This window comes from Segetibacter aerophilus, assembly GCF_007991655.1.
GTDB classification, from domain to species: Bacteria; Bacteroidota; Bacteroidia; order Chitinophagales; family Chitinophagaceae; genus Segetibacter; species Segetibacter aerophilus.
Window position 1 is genome coordinate 22,960 of the sequence record NZ_BJYT01000015.1, and the last position, 23,668, is coordinate 46,627.

Consider the following 23,668-nt stretch of genomic DNA (forward strand, 5'->3'; position numbering starts at 1 on the left):
CTCCGGCAAAAATAGGATAGATAATATTGAATATAAATTTTTGGCGGGGTGAATAGATAACTTCAGGTACAAGGGAGTGACACAAGAATGTTGAGAAAACTTATACTGCCCGCAACTAAAGGGAATTGAAACAGGAAAAGGCGACTAATAGAATTCACATGCTAACCAACTTACGACGGAGCGCTTGACAATTTACCTGTTTACTTTTACTTTCAATCTTATAATTTTACCAAAATACTTCGTTTGAAGACTATTCTAACCGAACAACAAATTTCCCTAACTATTAAGCGGCTTGCTCACCAGGTTCTCGAGAATCACCTCGACTTAGTTGATACCGTTATTATCGGATTGCAGCCCCGTGGCATTTATGTGAGCGATAAAATTGTGGAAGAGCTAAGAAGCAATTTAATGGGCAAAACCGTCAATTACGGAATACTGGATATCACATTTTACCGTGACGATGTAAGGCGGGAAATCAAAGTGCCGAATAAGACGGATATAAATTTTAGCATAGAAAACAAGAAGGTAATATTGATTGATGACGTCTTATACACCGGTAGAACTATACGTGCCGCACTGGACGCTCTCCTCGATTTTGGCCGCCCGGCAAAAGTTGAATTGTGTGTTTTAATTGACAGAAGGTTTAGCCGCCAGTTACCTATTCAGCCCGATTATGCAGGCAAAGTAATTGACGCCCTTATTTCGCAGAAAGTAATTGTAAAGTGGAAGGAGAAAGATGCAGTGACCGAAGTTGTGATTACAGAATAGGTTTTCATGTGCCTGATCGCAGCTACGCCTTATTATTAACCGATACCTATTAACTTTGCCTCTTGAAATGACACTTTCCACGCCGCACCTTTTAGGAATTAAAGATTTACTACCAACGGATATCCGTTTAATTTTAGACACAGCCCAACAATTTAAAGACGTTTTACAAAGACCGGTTAAGAAAGTTCCTTCGTTGAGAGACGTGACCATCGTTAACCTGTTTTTTGAAAATTCAACCCGCACCCGAATTTCATTTGAACTTGCCGAAAAGCGTTTAAGCGCAGATGTTCTAAATTTTACAACCAGCTCGTCTTCCGTAGCAAAAGGTGAAACGATGTTAGATACGGTAAATAACATCTTAAGCATGAAGGTCGACATGGTAGTGATGCGGCATAGTGCAAGCGGGGCGCCTCATTTTTTAGCTCAGCATATTCCTGCGGCTATTGTAAACGCTGGCGATGGAATCAATGAACATCCTACCCAAGCTTTGCTCGACGCCTTTTCTATTGAGGAAGCAACAGGTGGTTTGCAGGGAAAGAAAATAGCGATCATTGGTGACATTATGCATAGCCGCGTAGCTTTGAGTAATATTTACCTGCTTACAAAAATGGGAGCTGAAATTACGGTAGCGGGGCCGCCTACGTTAATTCCAAAATTTATTAAAGAAGCTTTTGGAGTAAACGTAACCTACAACGTAAAAGAAGCGTTGGAATGGTGTGATGTTGCAAACGTCTTACGCATTCAACTGGAGAGACAAAATCAGCCTTTATTTTCTTCTTTGCGCGAGTATAATCTTGCCTTCGGTATAACAAGGAAGTTGTTAGATAGCATTCAGAAGAATATTGTGATCATGCATCCCGGTCCTATTAACCGTGGTGTCGAACTTGACAGTGACGTCGCTGACGGAAACGAAAGCATTATTCTGCAACAAGTAGAAAATGGTGTGGCTGTTAGAATGGCTGTATTATACTTGCTCTCAAATAGAGAGCATTAGGTATTATAAGAAAATTACAAAAACCCCTTATTTCCCTTTAAACTGTTTAATTCGTTACTATGGCCCGCATCTGTCTTTTCCCAGGAACCTTTGATCCCGTCACTTTAGGTCATGTAGATATCATCAATCGGTCGCTAAATCTTTTTGATAAAGTCGTGATCGGCATTGGTAAAAATTCCAATAAAACTCCGTTGTATTCTGCTGAGGAAAGACTCTACTGGGTAAAAGAAATTTACAAAGATGAACCCAAAGTGGACGCTTTGGTTTACGAAGGTTTAACAGCAGATTGCTGCAAAAGGGTAGGAGCAAAATTTATCTTAAGAGGAATTCGGTACGTAAATGACTTCGAATACGAAAAAGCCATCGCTGACATGAACCGCAGCCTCGATGCTTCTATCGAAACTATCTTTCTCACCTGCCTTCCTCAATACACTTCTGTAGCGTCAACTCTTGTAAGAGATGTAATCAGGAACGGTGGCGACGTGTCGCAGTTTTTACCAAAAGTGGTATTAAATTCTATTAAGGAAATGGAATTGGAGCATAGGTAGATAGATAGTAAGTTGCGAGAGAGTTATGTCGGTAGTCGCAAGTGATCGAAAATCGCGAGTAAGAGGCGGAGATTTGGAAGTCGTGAGAGATCGGAAGTCGCTAGTAAGACGACGGTGATGAAAAACTAGCGATTAACGATTAACGACTAGCGATTGAAGAATCCCACCCAAAGCACCACCACTACCACTCCCTGGCCACATCCCAATTTTCAAATTCTTTAGCTACCTCAGTTAGAAAGCTTGCTCCAACACTTCCATCAACTACCCTATGGTCGTAGCTCAACGACAAGTACATCATGTGCCTGATACCTATAGCATCACCTTCACTTGTCTCGATTACCATTGGACGTTTTTTAATAGCTCCAACAGCAAGAATGGCGACCTGCGGCTGGTTAATAATCGGTGTTCCCATCAAGCTTCCAAAAGTGCCAACATTCGTAATGGTAAAAGTGCCTGCATTTGTATCATCAGGTTTTAGCCTGTTGGTTCTTGCAGCGTCTGCAAGGCTGTTCACGGATTTAGAAAGGCCCACCAGGTTAAGATGATCTGCATTCCTTATTACTGGAACAATTAGGTTGCCCGATGGAAGGGCAGTGGCCATTCCAATATTGATGTCTTTTTTTAAAATTATCCTGTCACCTTCTACTGAGCAATTGATATATGGGTAGCGTTTTATCACCTTTGTTACACAAGCAATAAACATAGGCGTAAACGTTAGTTTTACCCCTTCCTGTTTCTCGAATTGTTTTTTAACCCGCTCGCGCCACATCACCATATTGGTTACATCAGCCTCCGAGAAGCTTGTCACATGTGGACTAGTCTGCTTACTGTTAACCATGTGTTTGGCTATCATCTTCCGCATGCGGTCCATCTCTATAATCTCTACGTTACCTGTTGGTGCAGAAAACGATTGGGCAATCTCTTCAACTGGCATCTCATCCGACTGTTTTTTAGCAGGCTCTGACTTTGGTTCATCCACCGGTTTGATGGGTGCAATTGGCTGAGATGGCTTGCCGTCTTTTTTTGCGGCTACATACTGCAAAATATCTTTTTTCGTCACCCTTCCCTCATTGCCTGTACCCGGAATATTTTCCAACTCTGTCATTGCAATTCCTTCGCTATTGGCAATGTTTAAAACCAATGGAGAGTAAAACTTATTATTGCCTTGTCCGGAGCTGCTGGTATTTGTAGTTAAATGTGGTAAGAATGGAACAGGCTCTTCAAAGGTGTCATCGTCCTCGCGTTCTACCGCATGTTCGTGAGTGAATGGTTCAAGGGGTTCATTTGTTTCGGCAATTACTTCGATCTCCGAATTTGCTTCTAACATTTCTGCAGTGTCGGTTGCATTGCCTGTTGTTTCGATGCGGGCAATTACCGTTCCTATTGGTACCACTTCATTTTCATTAAATAAGATTTCTGTAAGCACCCCTTCAGACGTCGATGGAACTTCACTATCAACTTTATCCGTTGCAATTTCTAACAAAGTTTCGTCCATCTTTACAGTTTCGCCAACCTTCTTCGTCCACTTTAAAACAGTGGCCTCCATTATGCTCTCTCCCAGTTTTGGCATTACTAAATCAACTATAGCCATATCAAATATTTTGTTTTGTGATGAAAGAATTTTTGGTCCCGGCTTTATTCTTTCAATCGTTCATCGTTGCGTCGCACACTTGTACTTTCGTTGTTGTTCAACTAAAATTATCAGGAGTGCTACCCGTTACTGCAAAGATGTTTTATTTAAAGGAGATAACAAAAGAAGCACGTTCTCATCAACATCGGTATTGATGAAGGAGGTAAACTATTACAGATGACAACAAAATATCAGCAGAGTTGCCTTATTTTATTTTATCGATTTATTGGTAAAAGCTTCTAATAACGTCATAACCTCCACACCCTCGTCGGCACTTGAGGGGTTTTCTCCTTCACCCAAAAAATACTGCACTACTTTTTCGATCATAGGTTGTTGTACATGTTGCAATTTATCAAGTGTTATTTTTGTGAACTTGCCATCTATTACAAGCGTTATTTCAGGTTCACCGAAAATGCTTACACTTATTTTTCCCTTAGAGCCAACAAACTCGCACTTGTCTACAGCTTCTTCCTTTGGTACATTAAAACACCACAGCCCCTGAAATATTACCCCGCTTTCAAATAAAATATTTCCGCTGACGATATCATCAGCATAGTAGGCCCGTCCTTGGTTTGCAGAATATCCAGATGCATTTTTGATTTTGCCAAAATAGTACAGCATCAGGTCTAACTGGTGCGGTGCAAGGTCATGAAACAATCCGCCACCGGCAAGAGCAGGATCGACGCGCCATTGAACTTTTGGTAGTTGAAGATCTTCATTTGACAGCGGTACCTGCAAGAATTTTAGATTTATGTACCTTATTTCGCCTATTATGTCAGACTCTAAAAGTTCTTTTAGTTTGATAAATAGCGGCTGGGCGCGTCTATAATGAGCTACGCTTACTTTGTTGTTTTTTGCTACATCTGCTATTCTTTTTGCAGAAGCTGCATCAACCGCCATTGGTTTTTCTATGTAGACAGGCTTGCCTGCATTTATAGCCGCGATGGCATACTCCTCATGTTGAAGCGGCGGCGTGGCTACATAAATCGCGTTGATTTCAGGATCATTAATCAATTCGAATGCGTCAGTATACCACTTAGGAACATTATGCTTTTTTGCATAATCCTTTACTTTTTCTTCATTCCTGCGCATGACCGCCAGAAGTTTCGAATTCGGAACCTTATTAAATGCAGGGCCACTCTTCACCTCTGTAACATCTCCACACCCAATAATTCCCCATTGTACTGTCTCCATAATCGTTTTTTTATTCTTGTAAATGTTAGCAACGCATCGGCCCCTTTAACGTCCAATTTCTTCAAGATCTTTTAATCTAAAAAACTACACCAACTAACAATCCTATAAAAGAAAGGTTGCTTGTCGTATTTGAAAAAATTCAAGCGGAACCTTGCCAGTTACAGCTTTACCTAAAAGTTTTTATTGTGACCTATTAAGGTTAAACCTTGCTTGAGCATAATAACCTGATGTTTTCTTCGTTTGACGTGCATCATCTATAAATGTTCTTGTTAAGACAATACTTCTATATGCGATTAATTTTTACGTATTTCCTTCTACTCCTAGTTACAATTTCAAAAGCACAAATAGGAGTAGGGACAACTTCTCCAAATTCTACGCTTGATGTGAGGGGTTCGCTTTCTTTAAATCAACGATCGTTTTCTGCTTCGACTACTGCAGCTTCTACTGATAATGGGCTGGTTTTTACCGGCACTTCAGCCGCTACGCTTACTCTACCTGATGCTACAACTTGCACTGGTCGGGTGTACACCATAAAAAATACAAGCGCTACTTTGCCGGTACCTGTACTTACGATTGCAACTACTTCTTCACAAACTATTGATGGTTCCTCCATTTACCTCCTTGATGAAGCACAAAAATCTGTTACACTTACCAGCAGCGGAACGGGGTGGAATGTAACTAGCGTTGCAGCAATTAATAAAACAAGGGCAAACTATGTAATTGTAAAATCTTCAGCAGATTTTCCGGCTCCTGTTGCAGGAGTAGTCACATTAGCGGCTAACACCATTTATGAGATTAATGGTACAATTACTATGACGAACAAAATAAACTTAAACGGGTGTTACCTGATGGGGGAAGATGCGAACACCGATAAAATAATTTACACTCCCGGAAGCGGCGAGTTATTTACCGGAAGCAAGGGCGGAACTATAAAAGTGCTTACACTCGCCGCAATTACTTCGGGTTCAAAACTGTTTAATCTTACTCTTGCTTCGAGCGAAAACCTTATTGTTCGTGATGCGAATATTGTCAACTGTAAAGATGTAGGTTTAGTAAGTGGGGCAAACATCTGTTTTTTTAGTGTCGTTAATTACGCGGGTAATTTGAATGGCATTACTTATCAAAACATTACTTCACTGTTACTTGATAATACCGCCTGGTTTTCTACTAATAGCAATACGTTCGAAAAATTAGTAGGCACTTTTGAGATCATAGAAAAGTTAGGCGGCCTAAGCCAGGCTTCTGCTACGTTGTCTGCAGTAAGTTTGGATATAACCGGAATTACATCAATTACCGAAGCAGGCAATTTAAAAAACACAGGTTTCACCGGTACAGGAACAAAGGTTAATGGCACATTTTCAAAAAAATGGGAAGTTGAAGCTCCTGGCTTAAGTACCGAAAAGGATGCGGTTGCTACCGGAAGCTTATATGTCTCTGCCAGCGGCTTAACAGATATTATCTCCATGAACGTTCCGGTAAAAATAGCAGGTACTACATCTGCCTCAGATCTGGTGAGATTTACCTCTCCGGCAAATAATCGTCTGATGTATGATGGAACTAAGACAAGAACTTTTACAGTCAGTTCTTATATGTCGGTACTAGGAGCAAGTGGCACCTATACCTACTCTTTTTATATTTATAAAAACGGAGTGAAAGTTCCGAGTTCAAAACAGCTGACAAGTGTTCGATCTTCACAAGGAGACATCCAATCGGTAACACTTGGCTGCACAGTTTCTCTGGCACCAAATGATTACATAGAGGTATGGGCTGAAAACAATGAAACAAATACGGATGTAACGGCACAAACTCTAACACTTATAGTAAAGTAGGCAATGCTTTTAGGGCATTCATTGTAGAATTAGTTGCGGAATGGAAACGATAGAAAAATCACTTAAAGAATGAGATTTTTAAAAAATATACTAGTTGCATTTACTGTGTTTTTTGCCTCGGACACCGAGACATTTGCTCAAACTATTTTTTTTAACAATGGTACTTTAAAGGTTAGCGGCAATACAGACACCTTGTATATTTCATCTGATTTTACAAACAGCGACTCTGCTATATTAACAAATAGCGGAGCTCTTTACGTTAAAGGCAACATCATAAATAACCAGACAAGTTTCGCGGCAGGAACTACCGGACGGCTTTACCTCACCGGTAGTAGTGCCCAATCGATTTCAGGTTTGAACCCTTTTAATACCTATGATCTTATTGCCAATAATGCTTTTGGCGTCTCACTAAACAAGAATTTTATAGTAAGTAACAACCTTACTGTTTCGTCAGGATCGTTAGATGTGCTTGCAAACACTTTAAAGGTCGGGGGAGCCATAGTAAGTGCAGGATCAGTAATTGCAGCCAATGGAAGTATAGAATTGAATGGTACGGCAGCGCAAATAATACCTGCCGGTACATTCTCATCAAACACAGTTGCCAACTTAATAATAAACAACAATGCGGGAGCAAGCTTAGCTGGCCCATTAAATTTAACCAATGCTTTATCTCTTACAAATGGCGCCCTGACTTCAGGTGGCTATCTTACTTTAAAATCAACCCCGACGTCAACTGCCCGTGTAGCAACCATTACTTCCAATGCTGCAACGCCTGTAATTGGCAATGTAACGGTTGAGCATTTTATTACAGCCAAAAGGTCTTACCGTTTTCTTGCTTCACCCGTGAGTACGACTGGCAGTTTAAAAGCGAACTGGATGGAAAATACTAACAACTCAAACATTGGAGTAAATAGCAATCCTGTGCCAGGATACGGCATTCAAATTACAGGTAAAGATGGGAATGGAAATGGCTTTGATGCTACCACTACCAACAATCCGTCTATGTTTACGTTTGACGAACAAGGGCAAGCATGGAGCGCGGTAACAAGTACCGGAATTTTGTTAAACCCGGGAGTCGGCTATAGAACTTTCGTTCGTGGAAACAGGAACACTGATCTGTCTCAAAACACGCCAGAACCTTCTACAACAACTCTTCGAACCACAGGTACCCTTCTTACAGGCACAGTTACAATAACAAAAGCGGGAGGAGGTGGCACTGCTAACACCGGCGCAATATCTTCGAAAAATACTGAATACAGTTTCATTGGCAACCCTTACGCGTCTCCGGTGGACTGGCAGACAGTAACTAAGAAGGATATTTTTTCTACAATATATATTTACGATCCAACTATTTCTGGCTCTAATGGTCGTGGAGCTTATGTAACCTATAATGCGGCATTAAACGCCAATAATAACAGTGCATCTTCTATTGACAACAACATACAAGCAGGACAGGGGTTTATAGTAAGAACGACAGGTCCAAACCCAACCATTACTTTTAAAGAAACTGATAAGGTAGGCGCGCGGAGAAACGTGTTCAGGTCAACGTCGGAAACGCCTCATGTGTCTGTCATGCTGTTATTGCCATCCTCAACAAAGGCGGCAGACGGAGTGGAAGCTTACTTTGACGATCGTTTTAATAATTCTTTACAGGACGAGGACTCTTACAAGATTTCTAATCCTGATGAAAACCTGGCTATCTATCGCGACAGCCAATATTTGTCGTTGGAAGGAAGAAAGCCAATCCATAGTGCTGATACCTTATTCTTGAGAATCTGGCAGTTATTAAAAAAAGACTATACGCTGCAAATCCAGGTTCGACAGCTAGACCAGGTTGAAGTTTGGTTGAGGGATAACTGGCTCAACTCTACTACAAGACTGATTAATGAAACCATTACAATGGTTCCTTTTTCAGTTACCGCGGATAGCAGTTCCTATTCTGCAAACCGTTTTTCTATCGTTTTTCAAAAGTTCACGACTTTACCTGTCGAATTAAAAAGTGTAAAGGCTTTCGAAAGAAATAATAGTATTCAAGTAGAATGGACCGCTCCTTCAGAAATAAACATCGAGCGATATGAAGTAGAGAGATCCCGGAATGCGCGCGACTTTGAGAAGATAGGAACAGTAAAATCAAAAAACGGTAGCGATATTCTCAATTCCTACTTATGGCCCGATAACAGTTATTACAATGGTGACAATTTTTACCGCATTCGTACTGTTGCCCGTTCGGGAGAAGTAAAATATAGTCAAGTAGTATCGGTGAGTATTGAGAAAAGTAAGGGTAGTATTAGCTTATATCCTAACCCCATTATTGGCACAACCGTACGTCTTGGATTTAAAAATAAATTGTTAGGAACTTACCGGGTAAGAATAATTGATGCGTTGGGGCAGGAGAAATATACAACGTCAGTTAAGCATAATAGTACGACAGAAGAACATATCTTCAAGCTGAAAAATGCATTAACGCCCGGAGTATATCAATTGCAAGTTTTAATGAAACAGCAAGTTCAAAATATTTCACTGATAGCGGAATAAATGACTGTTTCTATAGTTGGAGGATGAGACATTAACCCGAGGCGTCAACCTACTTTAATTGCCCGCGTCTCTTCTTTCGAAAACCATTGCACCGCTTTTGCCAAATAGTCGGAGAGCAAGTTCTTTTCCTACACCTTCGGCATTTTTAAAGAGCATTCTTTCATTTAAAACCATCGGTAAGTTCGAACCACTTTTCACACTTACGGTTGCTTCGTATTGATCTCCTTTCTTTACAAAGGATACTTGGGCTATCGGTGTATTGCCATCGGCTTCGTTGACCCAATTTACTTTACAACGCTTTAATTCTTTTACTGCCGTATTTGTGTTTTCGTCAATAACGCCACTTGTAACCAGTTTCATCGGAATGGTAATCCCTGAGAAGGGAAGCAGTTGGGGATATTCTTCGTATAGAGCATTAGCATAGAAGTTCTGATCCCTGTCGTTGCCGTCGTCTTTATAGCCTTTTGCCAGCCCTTCGTATAGCCTTCCCAAAAACAATCTTTCATGGGCAGTATCTAAAAGCACTTCTTTAACCATTTGCTTATAACCGTCGAATGCTTTGTCCTCGTCCCCGTTCATCCATTGCATTTGATAGGTGAACAGTTTAAAATAGCGCTGTAAGTTTTTTCGGTTATCTGTTTGTTGGTAATTCTCATACTTTTTTACAAAGTACGACGGACTAAAGTCTTTTATGAGGTAAAAGGCTTCGTCGAATGTGGTCGTGCTTTCGCCGCAAAAAAGGTCGTACACAGTCCTGTTTCTTTCAGGGTTTGCAGCCATTTGATTAATAACGACATATTGCAAAAGCATTTTGCCAAACTTTAAAGCGGCGATATCATACAAAGCAGATGGAGAGTACCACCAGCCTTTGTTCTCGAACTTAACCAGAGCAATCTTCCGTTCATTCAATTGCAGCTTTAATAGGTTGATTGTAAAGTCGTATTGGCTCTGAGTCAGAGTTGTTCCAATATGGATCTCTTTAAAGTCTGCAGCTTTCTGGATGGTATATTCTGCACTGTCTAACTGGCCGTCGTACATATAACTTCTGGCAAGCGCAATATTGTACCATCCGAAGCCTGGTGTAGATCCCGAATTTATAATCGCCTCTTTACATAAAGCCATTGCGTCTTTTGTTCGGCCTGAATACACATTCAGCATCGGAACAAAATAAAACGGCTCTTTTAAAATCTTTTGCTGGTACTTGTACTTGTCCCTGTTCAGGTATTCCAAGGCGACCGCAAATTCGCCCAGTTCGTGCTTTTCGTTCCCGTAGTTGTTCCAGGAAACCGCTCCGTTTTGGGCTAACCTTTGGTAATAATACTCGCTGCTGTCATAGTTTTTGTTGTAGCAGTGCAATAATGCGAGGTAATGATATACTCCCATTCTATCGCTCTCGGCCTGACCAGGACCAAACCACATGTCGTTTTTGGTTTTATTAACGTCAATTTTTTCTAGAGCGTAGTAACAATATTCGAAAGCGGCTTTTTCATTTTCTTCAACGGAATTTTTTAAAAATGAAAATTTTTCCGAGGTAAAAAATCTATTGCGGTGATAAGTCCAGGCTCTTGTTGTATTTGATCCCAAATGATCTTTTGGGAAATTGTAACCTGAGAAAACGTTCAACACCCAAATTACACTGTCGGGCATTTCAATGTTATCATAACACTCTTTGAGGGTATTTGTAATCTGCAAAAAGTCCACATATTTGTTCATTGACTGCATGTAGTTCTGAGGCGAGTTGAAGATGCCTTTTAGATCTTTGCCATAATCTTTTTGCAATAAAACAAAAGCCTTCTTTAGAGATGGGATAGAATTTTTGAAGCCAAGGTAGTCGCTGCTTTTATCAGATTTATAAATCCCCTCAAACATATAGCCAACGTAATAAGTACTATCCAGCCGAATAAACTCGCGGCTCCTCGGAAGCGCATCTTTGTCCAATGGATTTACTCCGATTCGTTTTGCATCAATTTCATAACGGGCAGTAGGATTGCCTTGTGAAAAGGAAAGGGTCGTAGTAGAAATTAATATTACAAAGGACAAAATCCGATAGATCATTTTCATTTTTTTAATTCAGGTCTCACTCATGCACGTGCAAAAAGAACAGCGCGGAGCTATTTTCAACTTATCAACTTTTTAGTGCAAATGCATCAACCAAGACTAGTCCTGGTATTTGTTTAAAATCCTTACTATTGTGACTAAGTAAAGTATGATTGTTTATCAGGGCAGTAGCAGCAATGATGGCGTCAGGAGTCTTTATTTTGAATTGTTGCCTTAACTCAATTGTTTTTAAAATAATAGGTTCATCTAAAGGATAAACAAAGGCATTATTAATAAAGAGGGATAGTTTGTCTGATTGTTTTTGAGTAATTCCTAGCCAACCTAGTATTTCGATTCTTGAAACAACAGAAACAACAGGAACTAAATCATCTATAAAAGTTGTTGCCGCAGGAGGTAGCTTATTACCGAGGTAATCTATTACGACATTAGAGTCCATCAGATACTTGTGTCCCATTCTTCTCTTGATTGTTTTACATATTCCTGAAGTTGTTCTGCTTCTTCAGAGGTCAGTATACCTTTATATGACGACATTGTTTTCGGTAAAAGTGTACTCTCAGAAAGCTCCTCCACTGCATACATCAGTACTTCTATTTTTTTTCCAATGTAGCTGTCTGGAATGGCCAAGAGAACATTATTATTAGCAGGAGTAATGATTGTCTTTGTCATATGTTAGAATTAAACTTGGATAGAGTATTTTTTTTGAATAAAGTTACAAACAGTTCAGGGGTGCGACGCAACAAAAGCACAATAGAAGTTCTATGGTCAGAACAACAAATTCAATTTAACTCAACTTCAATTTACTCAACCTGTCCATTTCCTTATTTAATATTGCCGCTAAAGATTTGGCCTTCGCATCTTTGTTTCTATAGATTAAACGATGATCCAAAACAGCAGGGGTAATTTTCTGCAGGTCGTCTTCTGTTACAAAAGTTCTACCGTTTACAAGTGCAAAAGCTTTCAGGCATTTTAAGAAAGTAATGCCACTTCTTGTTGAAGCCCCTAATACAATATCAGAATTACGTCGCGTATCCCAGATAATATTTCTTACAGCTTTCACAATTTCCTCATGGATAAATACCCTTTCTGCTTCATCTTGTAAAAACAGGATTTCTTCCATGCTCAACACCTGGTGAATATGTTCAAGGTTGTTGGCAATGCCAAGGTAGTTGTTGTAGATCTCGAGCTCAGTTTCTTCATCTACATACCCAAAAATAATCTTGATAAAAAACCGGTCAAGCTGGGCAGCGGGAAGGGGATAGGTACCTTCCATTTCAACAGGGTTTTGAGTGGCTATGGTAAAGAACATTTTTTCCAAAGGATAAGTAGTTTCTCCCATCGTGATCTGGTGCTCCGCCATACACTCAAGCAAAGCCGATTGTACTTTAGGAGAGGCCCGGTTAATTTCATCTGCAAGCAGCACGTTACAGAATAATGGCCCTTTCTTAAATATGAATTCCTTTTTTACATCATCAAAAATGTGGGAGCCAATCAGGTCCATGGGAAGTAAATCTGGCGTAAACTGAATCCGCTTAAAATTAACGCCACCTTCATTTGTTCTGCCGGAGATACTTTGCGCCAGCGTCTTCGCCATCACCGTTTTACCAGTTCCCGGATTGTCTTCCATTAAAATGTGGCCCTTAGCAAGTAAAGCGGTTAATATAAATTGAATTTGAGTACGCTTACCACGAATAACAGTTTCAATGTTTTCAACCAGTTTCTGTATATTTTCAAGTGCCTCGTCTATCTGTATACCTTGTTCAGTCATTTGCTCCATCTCTTAGCTAATTTTTGATTTTGTAAAATAATGCAGGGTATTGTAAATATTTAAGAAACTGCTGAACCTCTGCTTTAAAGGAATATTATTTCTGACCTGCTCCTTAAACGGTTCATAAAAATCTTGCACCAGCGTTTCCTCCTTGGTAGTGAGTGGTGTGGTGCTGTATTTTATTTTCTGATAAACATTCGTAAATGAATTAAAGCTTGAACCAAGTCGCTTGTCGGCTGCTTCAGCAAATTGTTGAGGGCTTTGATTTTCTCTAACTATTCCCAATTGATTTAGGTAATACATACTGGCCATATAAATGTTGTATGCTTTTGTTCTGGCGTTTGCTGTATTGCTTTTTGCCTTGCTGTTTAAATATTGCCAAATCAACCAAGGTGAAGAGAACAACAAGAGGATAAAGAAGCCTATAATGCCTAAACCGATTATAAGAGCCTTTGCCCAATCAAAAGGCTTTGACACAGCTTCCTGTCGCCTTTCGCGATCCTTTTTCTGCTGTTCTGTTTCCATGATTTTTATTTCATCAACAGGAGCAGGTTTTGGAAGTTTTACAATTAATGAAGCAAGATTATCAGTCTCATTAGCCATGATATTTTTCAACGCTTCCGCATATGAAACGGCAACAATGTTACTGCCTGCTTTTATATCACTCAGCTTGCCTGTTCCTGTATCTCTCGTTATTGATGCAATTGATACATCCATCAGCAGATCCTTTACTTCGGGTGCCGGAATGTTTTCGTCATGAAACAACATTTTTTTCACTTTCATGGTCACTCTTTTCGCCACGGTGTCTACACTCAACGCCTCACCATCAGCTACCATAAGTGCCTGTTGGGTGTTCATTGGAGGCGTTCCGTCGGGTTGAGGCGACTGTTGCGTGTTTTGGTCGGGCACTGTGGTGTCGAAATCCATCCAACCGTACCCCGGAAAATATAACTGAACCCATGCATGCGCCTGGTCAGCGTAGAACCAATACCACCCCGGATTTTTGCTGCTTCTGTCAACAGTTAAAAAACCTGCCGCAATACGGCTTGGAATGCCGAGAGAGCGAAGCATAAATAGCGTAGCACCCGCAAAGTAAGCACAGTAGCCTTTACGGTTTTCAAATAAGAAATAATTTAGTTTGCTGGCACTTGGTAGCCCCGGAATGCCCGGATTGTCGCTATATCTGAATAGAGGTTGTCCGAATTGATCCTTGCTGGTAAAGTGATCCCTTATGGCGATCATTTTATCAACAGGCGTCTTTGCATCTTTGGTTAATTGTTTTGCCAGTTCTGTTATTCTATTATATTCTTCATTGCGCGGCATGTAAGTGTAGTACTCCATAAACCTCTTGTCGAGACCGTCGTATGAAGTTGCCTTTCGCAGCATTTCGAAACGTTGTTGTTGAAACGTTTCCAGCTGTTTGTTGCCTGCGGGATTATAAATAAAGTAAGCACTGTTTAAATCGCTGACCCACATCTTGGCGCGGTAGGCGCTTTTAAATTGTTTTTTATACTCGTTTTCTACTGGCAGTGGCTGGCAAAAGAATGCAGTAGAAGGCGCGATATATTCGTTAGGTGATAGAATTACTTTATAAATATCAGCTGACACCACCTTACGGTTTAAAGTGGCCATTGTATTTGTTATAACGGCGGTATCAACCTTGGTAAAGTATAAAGGTATTTTTGAGGGATCCGGGCTAAACAAGTCGTTTTTAGGAAAGTTCTTATCTTCCTCAAAAGTCTGCGTAGCGGTATCGAATTTGGTATAATAAGTTGAAGTAAAATAGAGCGGATTAGGCGTTTTTCCGTCGGGGAAATAGTTGTCGAGTTTAGCGACAAACACAAGCCTTTTGTCTTTGCTTAAAGATCCAGTCATTTTCATCTGGTCTTTGTTGCTGAGGCTGCCATCTTTGTTCTGCTTGGTCATGCTCTCTTTGCCACCGTTCTTCTTATTTCCACCCTGGCTTCCGCCCCAGTCGTGCTCAATGCTGTTGAATTGTTTCTGAAAAATCAGCAGCATGCTAAACAAAAGAACTACAGACAGGGCAATAAATCCGGTAAGACGCTTTGTGATGAACCAGCCGAAGCCGGGCTCATCCTCATTCATATTTCTAATAAGTTCGGAAGTGTAGATGATGTAGAAAGCATACACTAGTACAGGAGCAAATGCTGAAATCAAAGAATTGGCTGTTATCTCTGACGTTTTGCTAACTACAATAATCTGCATCACAAGCAGGAAGACCGACCAAAAAATGGTAAAATATCTAGACCTGGAAAATCCATAACCAGCCAGCCATCCGGCGGAAAAGAGCATAGAGAAGATCAGGAATTTTACGGAGATAAAGAATGCGTCAAACTCGCCTACACTCAATTTCCCCAAAAGCCTATAAGCAATGAAATAAGCTCCAAACAACAGTAGAGCAGTGGTGATGAACCTGAAGCGATAACCGTAAAAAATAATAGCTGCAACAAGACCGGTAGTAAAATACAATCCCTGTTCGAGCCAGTTATTTTGTAAGAATGAATAAAACCTATTCACATTTAACAACAGGTATAGTGCAAGCGCCACTGTCGGCAGCGCTAATAAAATCAATTGAGCCGTAACTTTCTTCCAACTATGTATTCTTCCGATTTGCATTTGTCTCTTTTAAAGCCGGTTTTAGCCACAAGCTGCTAACTTGAGGTTGTAAGCTTTTTTTAGTTTGTTTCTTTTTATAAGGGATTTCGTTTTGTAGCAAATCTTGCTGCTTCATATTCTTTCAGTACAAGTGAGTGACACAACAATGCTGATTATAGTTATAAAGCGCCGCTCCCAAAAATTCCCAATTCTCAATTCCTAATTCCTATTTGCTTCACACCAACTAAATGACCACCGCATCCTCCTGGTATTTTGCTACAAGGTCTTCCAAGCGTTTTTCGTTGTTTTTAATTCTTTGCCTTAAAGGCGACAAAGCCCAGGCTCTCTTGTAAACATCGATATCGTCTTTTGCATTCTGCACAAATACCCATTGCACCCAATCGAACATGTTCTGGTTCTTGAAGCTTTCTGTGAGTTTTATGAAAATGAACGTGATGTCCTTTCCGTGAATCTCAATCAAATCCTTCACCTCGTTCGCATTGCTCAACGATGAAATCACCACAACTGAAGCATCACTTGTTTTTACATACGACTTCAGATCTTTTGCCTGGTGCCAATTGCTTGTACTGATACTGTATTTGACCCACTGCGCTTCGTCGGCCAGTTTATTTTTGGCAACTTCCTGGTCAGGAATGTACCGAACCTCAAAACCCTGTTTGACCAGGTTTTGGTAAATCGACCAGTTAATCACTTTAAAGTAATTTAGAAAAGGGACTTCAATTGCGCCATTTCCTGCAATATCAAACACGGTATAATAAGAAGCATACAAGTAAACATGAGAAGCATAAGGATCCATAATTTCAGGCATCCTAACTACGAGTTCTTTGTTTTTTGCATAAATCTTCCAGACGATTCTTCTTACGTCGTCGTTGTTCTCAAAGTTTTTATAATTCAAATATTCGCCTTCTACTTTCCTAAGCTGTTCGATGCGCGTACTCGTTTCTTCAGTTTTGCGGGGCAAAACTTTTAAGTCTTGTAAGCTTTTTGATGTAGGCTGTGTAAAAAACTTACTGCTTGCAGGAAGTGTTACGGCTATTGAAAAAAACTGGAAAAAATCTTCAAAGTAAATCAACCCTTTTTCGACATGATATTCCTTTATTTCAGGAAGTGGCCAATGATAGGTTCCTTCAATTGAAGTGCTAAAAAACTTTCTGCTACTGTTTTCAAGCAACGAGAACTTGTCGGAAAAATGTTTTTTATCGTACAGCAACCTCAGTTTTATAAAGCCAAAGAGTGGCTTCAAAATTGGTCTTATTACCAACTTCACTGTCTGTTTCTGATTCGATTCGCTTTCCTTTAAATCTGTTGAAACCTGGAAATGAATGCCGGGTTTTCTTTTCTTATAAAGAAAATAGAGATAGGAGCCAAGAACAGATAAGAATGCTACCGCAAGGATAGAGGCACAAAACGCAAAAGCAACCTTAAGTAACAGGCCAAAAATATCGGCGTAAGAGGAGTCGGCATCAATTTCGTTGTGCCCTAACATCTTGTATGAAATAAGCGCAGCTATGGTGAAGACAACAAAATAAACCGTGAAAGGAATATAAAAGGAAGCCCGCCGGATTTGGTCTCTGATCTCTGAAAAGTTCATGCTCATTTCGGGTGTCAAGGTAAAGAAAGAATAAATGATAGAAAAAAGAGTTGGCTTAGGCCAGCATTTTTTTAACCGCCTTTTCACTTTCTTTGCCGCAATATGGCTTTTATCATTAACTACGATCATTGCTTATGCTGCGGTAGCGCGGCAATCAGTAAAGTACTTACCTGTACTGATTATACAGTTTCGCACGAGCAGTTCGACGTGTGGAAATGCAGCGCTTGTACCTTTCGCTTCACCCAAAATGTTCCTACCGAAGCTTATATCGGTTCGTATTACCAGTCCTCAGATTACGTTTCGCACAGCGATTCAAAAAGGGGACTAATTAACCGGCTCTATCATATTGTACGGACCTTTACTTTGAAAGGAAAGAAAAAACTCGTGGAAGAAGCCACGGGAATTGATCGGGGTATTTTGTTAGACATAGGGGCCGGTACCGGTGCGTTTGCAAACATTATGCAAAAGGCCGGCTGGGATGTAACCGGACTTGAACCTGATAAGATCGCACGAGACAACGCAATGCTTAACTATCAGCTACAGCTTTCGGAATTAGAAGAATTGAACAATCTTGTAAGCGAGACATTTGATGCAATCACTATGTGGCATGTTCTGGAGCATGTGCACGACCTGGAGGGCTACCTTGAAAAGTTTATTAACATTTTAAAGCCCGAAGGCCGTCTAATTGTTGCCGTGCCTAATTACACCAGCTATGATGCAACGATCTATAAAAATTATTGGGCAGCTTATGACGTTCCTCGTCACCTGTATCACTTTTCGCCAAAGAGTATGGAGGTACTTATAGAAAGAAAAGGCTTTTTGCTGGAGGCAATAAAGCCAATGTGGTTTGATAGTTTCTATGTAAGTATGCTGAGCGAAAAGTATAAGAACGGAAAAAATAATCTGGCTAAGGCTGTCTGGAACGGTCTTGTTTCAAACATTAAAGCGAGCCGGGATGCTACAAAATGTAGTTCGTTGATTTATATTATTAAGAAGAATGAACAAGCATAAGATGGAAACATTAGTTTGTACCGAGCCTGGCCACTTTGAATATATAACAGGCAAAAAACCAGCTTTGATAAAAGGTCATGCTATCATAAAAATCAAACGCATTGGTATTTGTGGAACCGACCTGCATGCGTATGAAGGGACCCAACCTTTCTTTAGCTACCCGCGAATACTGGGACATGAGTTAGCGGGGGAACTGATGGAGTTTGATGATGCACCTGGTTTTCAAATTGGTGAAGCAGTCACCTTCATCCCGTACTTTAATTGTAGTGAATGCGTCGCTTGTCGTGCAGGCAAACCAAATTGTTGTAATAAAATAATTGTTTCCGGAGTGCATTGCGATGGGGGGATGGTAGAGTATTTATCCGTGCCCTCTTATTCCCTGGTGCACGGGGAAGGATTAAGCTTCGATGAACTTGCGCTGGTAGAACCGTTAGCCATTGGTGCGCACGGAGTTCGAAGGGCAGGTGTACAAAAGGATGAATTTGTGCTCGTGATTGGGGCCGGCCCTATAGGACTGGGTACCATGGAGTTTGCACGCATTGCGGGAGGTAAAGTAATAGCGCTCGATATTAACGAACAGCGATTGGAGTTTTGCAAAAACAAGCTGCAGGTGACCCACGCTATCAATGCACTAGCTCAGGATGTGACGGAGCAATTAATGGAAATTACGAATGGCGATATGCCTACAGTTGTAATAGATGCCACCGGAAATTTGAAGGCTATCAATAATGCTTTTCGATTCATGTCTCATGGTGGTCGCTACGTGTTGATTGGTTTGCAGAAAGGGGAGATATCGTTTAGCCATCCGGAGTTTCATAAAAGGGAGGCAACACTGATGAGTAGCCGAAATGCAACCCGGGAAGACTTTGCTCACGTAATAGCGTCCATGAAAAATAAGCAGGTAAATCCCACCACCTATATTACAAACAGGGTAAAATTTCAGGAAGTAAAAGACCAGTTTGAGCAATGGCTCGACCCGGCCAACGGTGTTATTAAAGCCATGGTCTCTTTGGAGTAAAAGCAGCACTTTAATCTCCGCCAAGTCTGGCAACAGCTTTTCTTAAAATTTCAGACGCTCTTGTTTCACCAATTCTAAAAGCTTTTCTTATCAGTAACTTCGCTGTTTAATTGAAATTATAATGAAGTACGAGGTAGGAGATGATATTATAGTGGCTCATAGCAATGATCCCGGGAAGGTGATTGAGATTTTGAACGATAAGATGGTGTTGATAGAAGTTAAGGGCGTAAAGTTTCCGGCTTATATGGACCAGATTGATTTTCCGTACTTTAAAAGATTTACAGAGAAAAAACTGTTTCCCGAACAAAGAAAGCCGAAGGTATATGTTGACCAGGTGCAGAAAGAAAAGCGCAGGGACGAGGTGAAAGTGGCCGACGGCATTTGGATTATGTTATTCCCCAAGTTTGAGACAGATCTTTTTGGTGATGATATTGTCGATAGGTTTAAAGTGTACCTGGTCAACAGGACCGATATTGGTTACGAGTTTACCTATAAGTTGAGTTTTTTAGGCAAGACAGATTTTGACATAACCAGCGATATACAACCATTCAAAGATTTTTACTTACACGATATTCCCTTCGAAAGTCTGAACGATAATCCCTCTTTTGATTTTGAATTTAAACTGCTGCAGCCCTCGAAGTACAAAGCTGAATTTTGCGAAGCGCACTATAAGATAAAGGCGAAGCAGATGTTTCAAAAGATTGAGGAGTTGAAAGAAAAGAACCTTCCCTCGATCAATCACAGGCTGTTGGAAAAGTATCCCGATAAGGTTTATGTAGATGACTCGCTCGATTTGTCGAAATTAAGCTCTGCAGGGTTTAAAGTATATGACGCCGGCAAAGCAAGGCAGCACCTGGATCCGGCAAGAAGTGTGATTGATTTGCACATTGAAAAGATAACAGACAACTGGAAAGGTTTGAGCAATTTCGAGATCATTACCATCCAACTGAAAGAATTTGAAAAGTGGTATGATTTGGCCGTTGCTCACCGTCAACCGGACCTGATTGTTATTCATGGTGTAGGCAAGGGCAAACTGAAGGATGAAATTCACGACATATTAAAAACGAAGAAAGAGGTAAGGTTTTTCGTTAATCAATATGACCAGCGATTTGGATATGGCGCGACTGAAATATTTTTTCAGTACGCGTAAACGAAGAGTAGCAAAAAAGGAACAGAGCTGAATAGCGAAAATTCTGATGAACGAAATGCGACGCAACGATGTAACATCAGCGATATTAAGCCTGGATCAAAAAACGCTGTAAAAAACATTCATAGCTATTGCAGCCCTGGTACCAGAAAGTGGCCTGTGGCCCAGTTTTCATAGTAGTGTTATTTTTATAACTACGATGCAAAAAAAGTGCAATGAATAAGGACATGCCGGTTACCGTCAGGAGAGCTTTGGAGCTTATAGGCTTATATTTTTTAGGGGTAATAATTGTAGCGGGAAAAGGCATTATAATGCCTATTGTTCTCGCTTTTTTTATAAGCATTGTTCTGCTGCCTGTTTACAGGTTTTTTAAAAAAAGAAAGTTTCCCGAGGTTTTATCTATTTCGCTAGCCATCATGATGTTGATAGTGCTGGTAGTTGCGATACTGTGGTTTTTTTCCTCACAAATGAGTAGTCTCGTTAACGATTTTCCACAAATCAAGCAAAACGTGACAGTGCACCTACACTCACTGAGCGAATGGATTGACAAGCGAACCCATCTTTCTACAGAAAGGCAAGTGCAGATTATTAATGATCAAAGCAAAAAGCTGGTTAATTATGCCGGGGGTGTATTAAGTGGTGCTGCATCTTCGCTAACCTCCATTTTTGTTTTTGTCGGCCTGCTGCCTATCTATGTTTTTCTGTTGCTTTTTTATAAAAATTTATTGTTGCGCTTTGTCTTTTTGTGGTTTCCGCAATCGAACCAGAAGGAAGTCGAAGGTGCCATGCATGAAACGGAAACGATCATCAAAAGCTATCTCATTGGGTTGCTTATCCAAATAACTTATATAACCGTTTTACTGGGGGTTACTCTACTGCTTTTTGGAATTAAACACGCAATATTGATTGGGGTAATATTTGCCTTACTTAATTTGATTCCTTATGTCGGCGCCCTACTTGGAAACATTATAGGCGTTCTGCTCACGCTGACCTCTTCACAGGAACTATGGCCGATTCTTACGGTACTACTTACCATAGCGGCAGTGCAGTTTTTAGACAATAATATTTTGATGCCGAGAATAGTGGGTTCGAAAGTGAAAATCAACGCACTGGCTACGATTGTCGGAGTTATTATCGCGGGGGCGCTCGCCGGAATTTCAGGAATGTTTTTATCGTTACCCATTATGGCTGTTCTTAAAATAATCTTTGACCGCACAGAAAGTATGAAGCAGTGGGGTGTATTATTGGGTGATGAACAGCCCAGGCAAAGCCCAATGAATTTTCCTGTTTTTCGAAAAAAGGGAAAGAAAATCGAAGAGCAGCTGAAAAAAGAAAATGGGATTGAACCTCCTGATGAAAGATAGCCGGTACTGTCTACTCAAATACTTTTGCCTTTTTTGCCCCGTAGCTTCCAAAAGCTCTCCGTGACAAGGATTGATAGCGCAAATCTTGCTGCTATTGCAAATGTTGCAAAGCCGTTATACTTTGTTGTAGTCTGAACAGTTTTGATCAGTTATTTGAAAAAACGATAAAGTAGGGCAATTAATACTGCAACTATGAAGGATAAAAGGAAGTTTATCGACATGAACAAAAGTTCTCTTGTTAGTCAGTTACTGTCTGTAAGAGATAGTATCGTTAACAAGAAGCCTGATTACGATATGCATGGTCTTGTCGAAGAAAACAAGCTTACGTGGTTAGTTAGAAATATAGCCAATATCGGTAATTCTCATTTTGCCTACCAGACTTATCCTAAGCCCGAGATAAACAATGGGATCTTCAAAATGCAAAATGATTCGGACAAACTAACTACTGTTGCTTTACTAAGCGATTGGGCTTCCGATACTTTTGAGTCTCACCTCATAGCTCGCCAGGCGGCAGACAACGACTACAGCATTCACCTTGGAGATACCTACTATGTTGGAAATAAAAAAGAGATTGCGGACAATTTTAATACCGATCATCAGGGTACGTGGCCGTATGGAAAGCAGGGAAGTTTTGCATTGCTGGGTAACCATGAAATGTATTCGAGCGGCAGAAGTTATTTCCAGCAACTATTGCCTTATATGGGCAACTTTGTTAAGGATCATGATAAGGCCCAACAAGCTAGTTTCTTTTGCCTCGAAAATGATTACTGGCGCATCATCGGCTTAGACACGGGCTATTATTCGCTGAAGGGAATTCTTGGTTTAAGCGCTAACGTCAAGCTGGATCTCCACGAACAGCAAAAAGAATGGCTGGAAAAGACCGTTAGATTAGATGATGATAATCGTGGACTTATCATCCTTTCACATCATCAATGTTTCTCAGCTTTTGAGGAGGAGTTTCCAAAGCCAGGAAAATTTATTTCATCTTTAATAAAGCCCGGCCGAGATGTTATATGGCTTTGGGGACACGAGCATTGGTTTTCTGTATACGGCCCAAACAAGTTAGACAATGGCTCAAACATTTTCGCAAGATGTGTTGGAAATAGCGGAATGCCTGTTGAAATCAATAAAAAGAAAGAGCTGAAAAGTCCCAAAAATGCCGACTGTTTAAATCCTGTAAACCGTAACCTTGCTTTGTACGACTGTAGAGAAAGAGAAAGAATTGATGGAGAAATCGCACTCGGCTATAATGGATTTGTCGTTTTAAATATCGCTTCAAATAACCTCACCATTAATTACTTCGACGACAACGATAAGCAAGAGCAACCTCGGAAAGTCTTGCAGGAAGAGTGGTCCGTAGATATCGCTACCGGAAAATTAACTGGCTTAAGTATTACCGATCACACAGCAGACAGCGACAGAAAACTTAAAACGTTTGCAAAAGATTTACGAAAAGCGATAGAAGCGTAGTTTTTACATTTTTTTCAACGGCGTTTCAGCTGTTGCCTTTTAAAAGCTAGTGTGGCAACTGTTGCTGTACTTTCAGCGTCTTTTTTTAAACGCTTGGTAAGGTCTTTGA

The 23,668-nt window shown here is 40.5% G+C and carries 18 protein-coding genes; 10 read left to right on the plus strand and 8 right to left on the minus strand.

Annotated features, from left to right (window positions below; genetic code table 11):
* Positions 1-243: 243 nt before the first annotated feature.
* The 3 genes from pyrR to coaD all read left to right on the plus strand — a co-directional run bounded on the left by pyrR (position 244) and on the right by coaD (position 2,310).
* A complete protein-coding gene (gene pyrR, locus SAE01_RS17630; RefSeq protein WP_147205115.1) occupies positions 244-768 on the plus strand; it encodes a bifunctional pyr operon transcriptional regulator/uracil phosphoribosyltransferase PyrR in 525 nt (174 codons plus the stop codon).
* Between the two features lie 67 nt (positions 769-835).
* Positions 836-1,762, plus strand: a complete 927-nt coding sequence (locus tag SAE01_RS17635; RefSeq protein ID WP_147205116.1) for an aspartate carbamoyltransferase catalytic subunit — start codon at positions 836-838, stop codon at positions 1,760-1,762.
* A gap of 59 nt (positions 1,763-1,821) precedes the next feature.
* Positions 1,822-2,310 carry a pantetheine-phosphate adenylyltransferase gene (gene coaD, locus SAE01_RS17640; RefSeq protein WP_147205117.1) on the plus strand — a complete coding sequence of 163 codons (489 nt, stop codon included), beginning with the start codon at positions 1,822-1,824 and terminating at the stop codon, positions 2,308-2,310.
* Positions 2,311-2,491: 181 nt separating this feature from the next.
* On the opposite strand, the gene SAE01_RS17645 is transcribed toward coaD, so the two are convergent.
* Entirely contained in the window at positions 2,492-3,901 is a 1,410-nt protein-coding gene (locus tag SAE01_RS17645) for a dihydrolipoamide acetyltransferase family protein (RefSeq protein ID WP_147205118.1), read from the minus strand.
* Between the two features lie 249 nt (positions 3,902-4,150).
* On the minus strand, positions 4,151-5,134 hold the full coding sequence (locus tag SAE01_RS17650; protein WP_147205119.1) for a Gfo/Idh/MocA family protein: 984 nt from the start codon (positions 5,132-5,134) through the stop codon (positions 4,151-4,153).
* A 287-nt stretch (positions 5,135-5,421) separates the two neighbouring features.
* Between SAE01_RS17650 and SAE01_RS17655 the strand changes: the two genes are divergently transcribed.
* Together SAE01_RS17655 and SAE01_RS17660 are read left to right on the plus strand one after the other, a co-directional pair.
* On the plus strand, positions 5,422-6,963 hold the full coding sequence (locus tag SAE01_RS17655; RefSeq protein WP_147205120.1) for a hypothetical protein: 1,542 nt from the start codon (positions 5,422-5,424) through the stop codon (positions 6,961-6,963).
* 69 nt (positions 6,964-7,032) lie between these two features.
* Entirely contained in the window at positions 7,033-9,498 is a 2,466-nt protein-coding gene (locus tag SAE01_RS17660) for a T9SS type A sorting domain-containing protein (protein WP_147205121.1), read from the plus strand.
* A 54-nt stretch (positions 9,499-9,552) separates the two neighbouring features.
* Here SAE01_RS17660 and SAE01_RS17665 read toward each other — a convergent pair whose 3' ends face one another.
* The 6 genes from SAE01_RS17665 to SAE01_RS17690 form a co-directional block, all read right to left on the minus strand.
* On the minus strand, positions 9,553-11,553 hold the full coding sequence (locus SAE01_RS17665) for a tetratricopeptide repeat protein (RefSeq protein ID WP_147205122.1): 2,001 nt from the start codon (positions 11,551-11,553) through the stop codon (positions 9,553-9,555).
* A gap of 70 nt (positions 11,554-11,623) precedes the next feature.
* On the minus strand, positions 11,624-12,010 hold the full coding sequence (locus tag SAE01_RS17670) for a type II toxin-antitoxin system VapC family toxin (protein WP_147205123.1): 387 nt from the start codon (positions 12,008-12,010) through the stop codon (positions 11,624-11,626).
* Positions 11,992-12,222: a hypothetical protein gene (locus tag SAE01_RS17675; RefSeq protein ID WP_147205124.1), complete on the minus strand. Its 231-nt coding sequence runs from the start codon at positions 12,220-12,222 to the stop codon at positions 11,992-11,994. Before SAE01_RS17675 ends, SAE01_RS17670 begins: the two co-directional genes overlap by 19 nt.
* A 115-nt stretch (positions 12,223-12,337) precedes the next feature.
* Positions 12,338-13,330 carry an AAA family ATPase gene (locus SAE01_RS17680; RefSeq protein WP_147205125.1) on the minus strand — a complete coding sequence of 331 codons (993 nt, stop codon included), beginning with the start codon at positions 13,328-13,330 and terminating at the stop codon, positions 12,338-12,340.
* Positions 13,331-13,333: 3 nt separating this feature from the next.
* Positions 13,334-15,958, minus strand: coding sequence for a transglutaminase domain-containing protein (locus tag SAE01_RS17685; RefSeq protein ID WP_147205126.1), 2,625 nt, complete (start codon positions 15,956-15,958; stop codon positions 13,334-13,336).
* 223 nt (positions 15,959-16,181) lie between these two features.
* Positions 16,182-17,549 carry a DUF58 domain-containing protein gene (locus tag SAE01_RS17690; RefSeq protein WP_170234196.1) on the minus strand — a complete coding sequence of 456 codons (1,368 nt, stop codon included), beginning with the start codon at positions 17,547-17,549 and terminating at the stop codon, positions 16,182-16,184.
* A gap of 102 nt (positions 17,550-17,651) precedes the next feature.
* Here SAE01_RS17690 and SAE01_RS17695 point away from each other — a divergent pair, with 102 nt between their 5' ends.
* The 5 genes from SAE01_RS17695 (at position 17,652) to SAE01_RS17715 (ending at position 23,559) form a co-directional block, all read left to right on the plus strand.
* On the plus strand, positions 17,652-18,560 hold the full coding sequence (locus tag SAE01_RS17695) for a class I SAM-dependent methyltransferase (protein WP_147205128.1): 909 nt from the start codon (positions 17,652-17,654) through the stop codon (positions 18,558-18,560).
* 1 nt (position 18,561) lies between these two features.
* Positions 18,562-19,578 carry a zinc-binding alcohol dehydrogenase family protein gene (locus SAE01_RS17700; RefSeq protein WP_147205129.1) on the plus strand — a complete coding sequence of 339 codons (1,017 nt, stop codon included), beginning with the start codon at positions 18,562-18,564 and terminating at the stop codon, positions 19,576-19,578.
* Between the two features lie 121 nt (positions 19,579-19,699).
* On the plus strand, positions 19,700-20,728 hold the full coding sequence (locus SAE01_RS17705) for a Smr/MutS family protein (protein ID WP_147205130.1): 1,029 nt from the start codon (positions 19,700-19,702) through the stop codon (positions 20,726-20,728).
* 212 nt (positions 20,729-20,940) lie between these two features.
* Entirely contained in the window at positions 20,941-22,089 is a 1,149-nt protein-coding gene (locus SAE01_RS17710; RefSeq protein WP_218029184.1) for an AI-2E family transporter, read from the plus strand.
* A gap of 192 nt (positions 22,090-22,281) precedes the next feature.
* Positions 22,282-23,559 carry a metallophosphoesterase family protein gene (locus SAE01_RS17715; RefSeq protein WP_147205131.1) on the plus strand — a complete coding sequence of 426 codons (1,278 nt, stop codon included), beginning with the start codon at positions 22,282-22,284 and terminating at the stop codon, positions 23,557-23,559.
* The last annotated feature ends 109 nt before the right edge of the window (positions 23,560-23,668 follow it).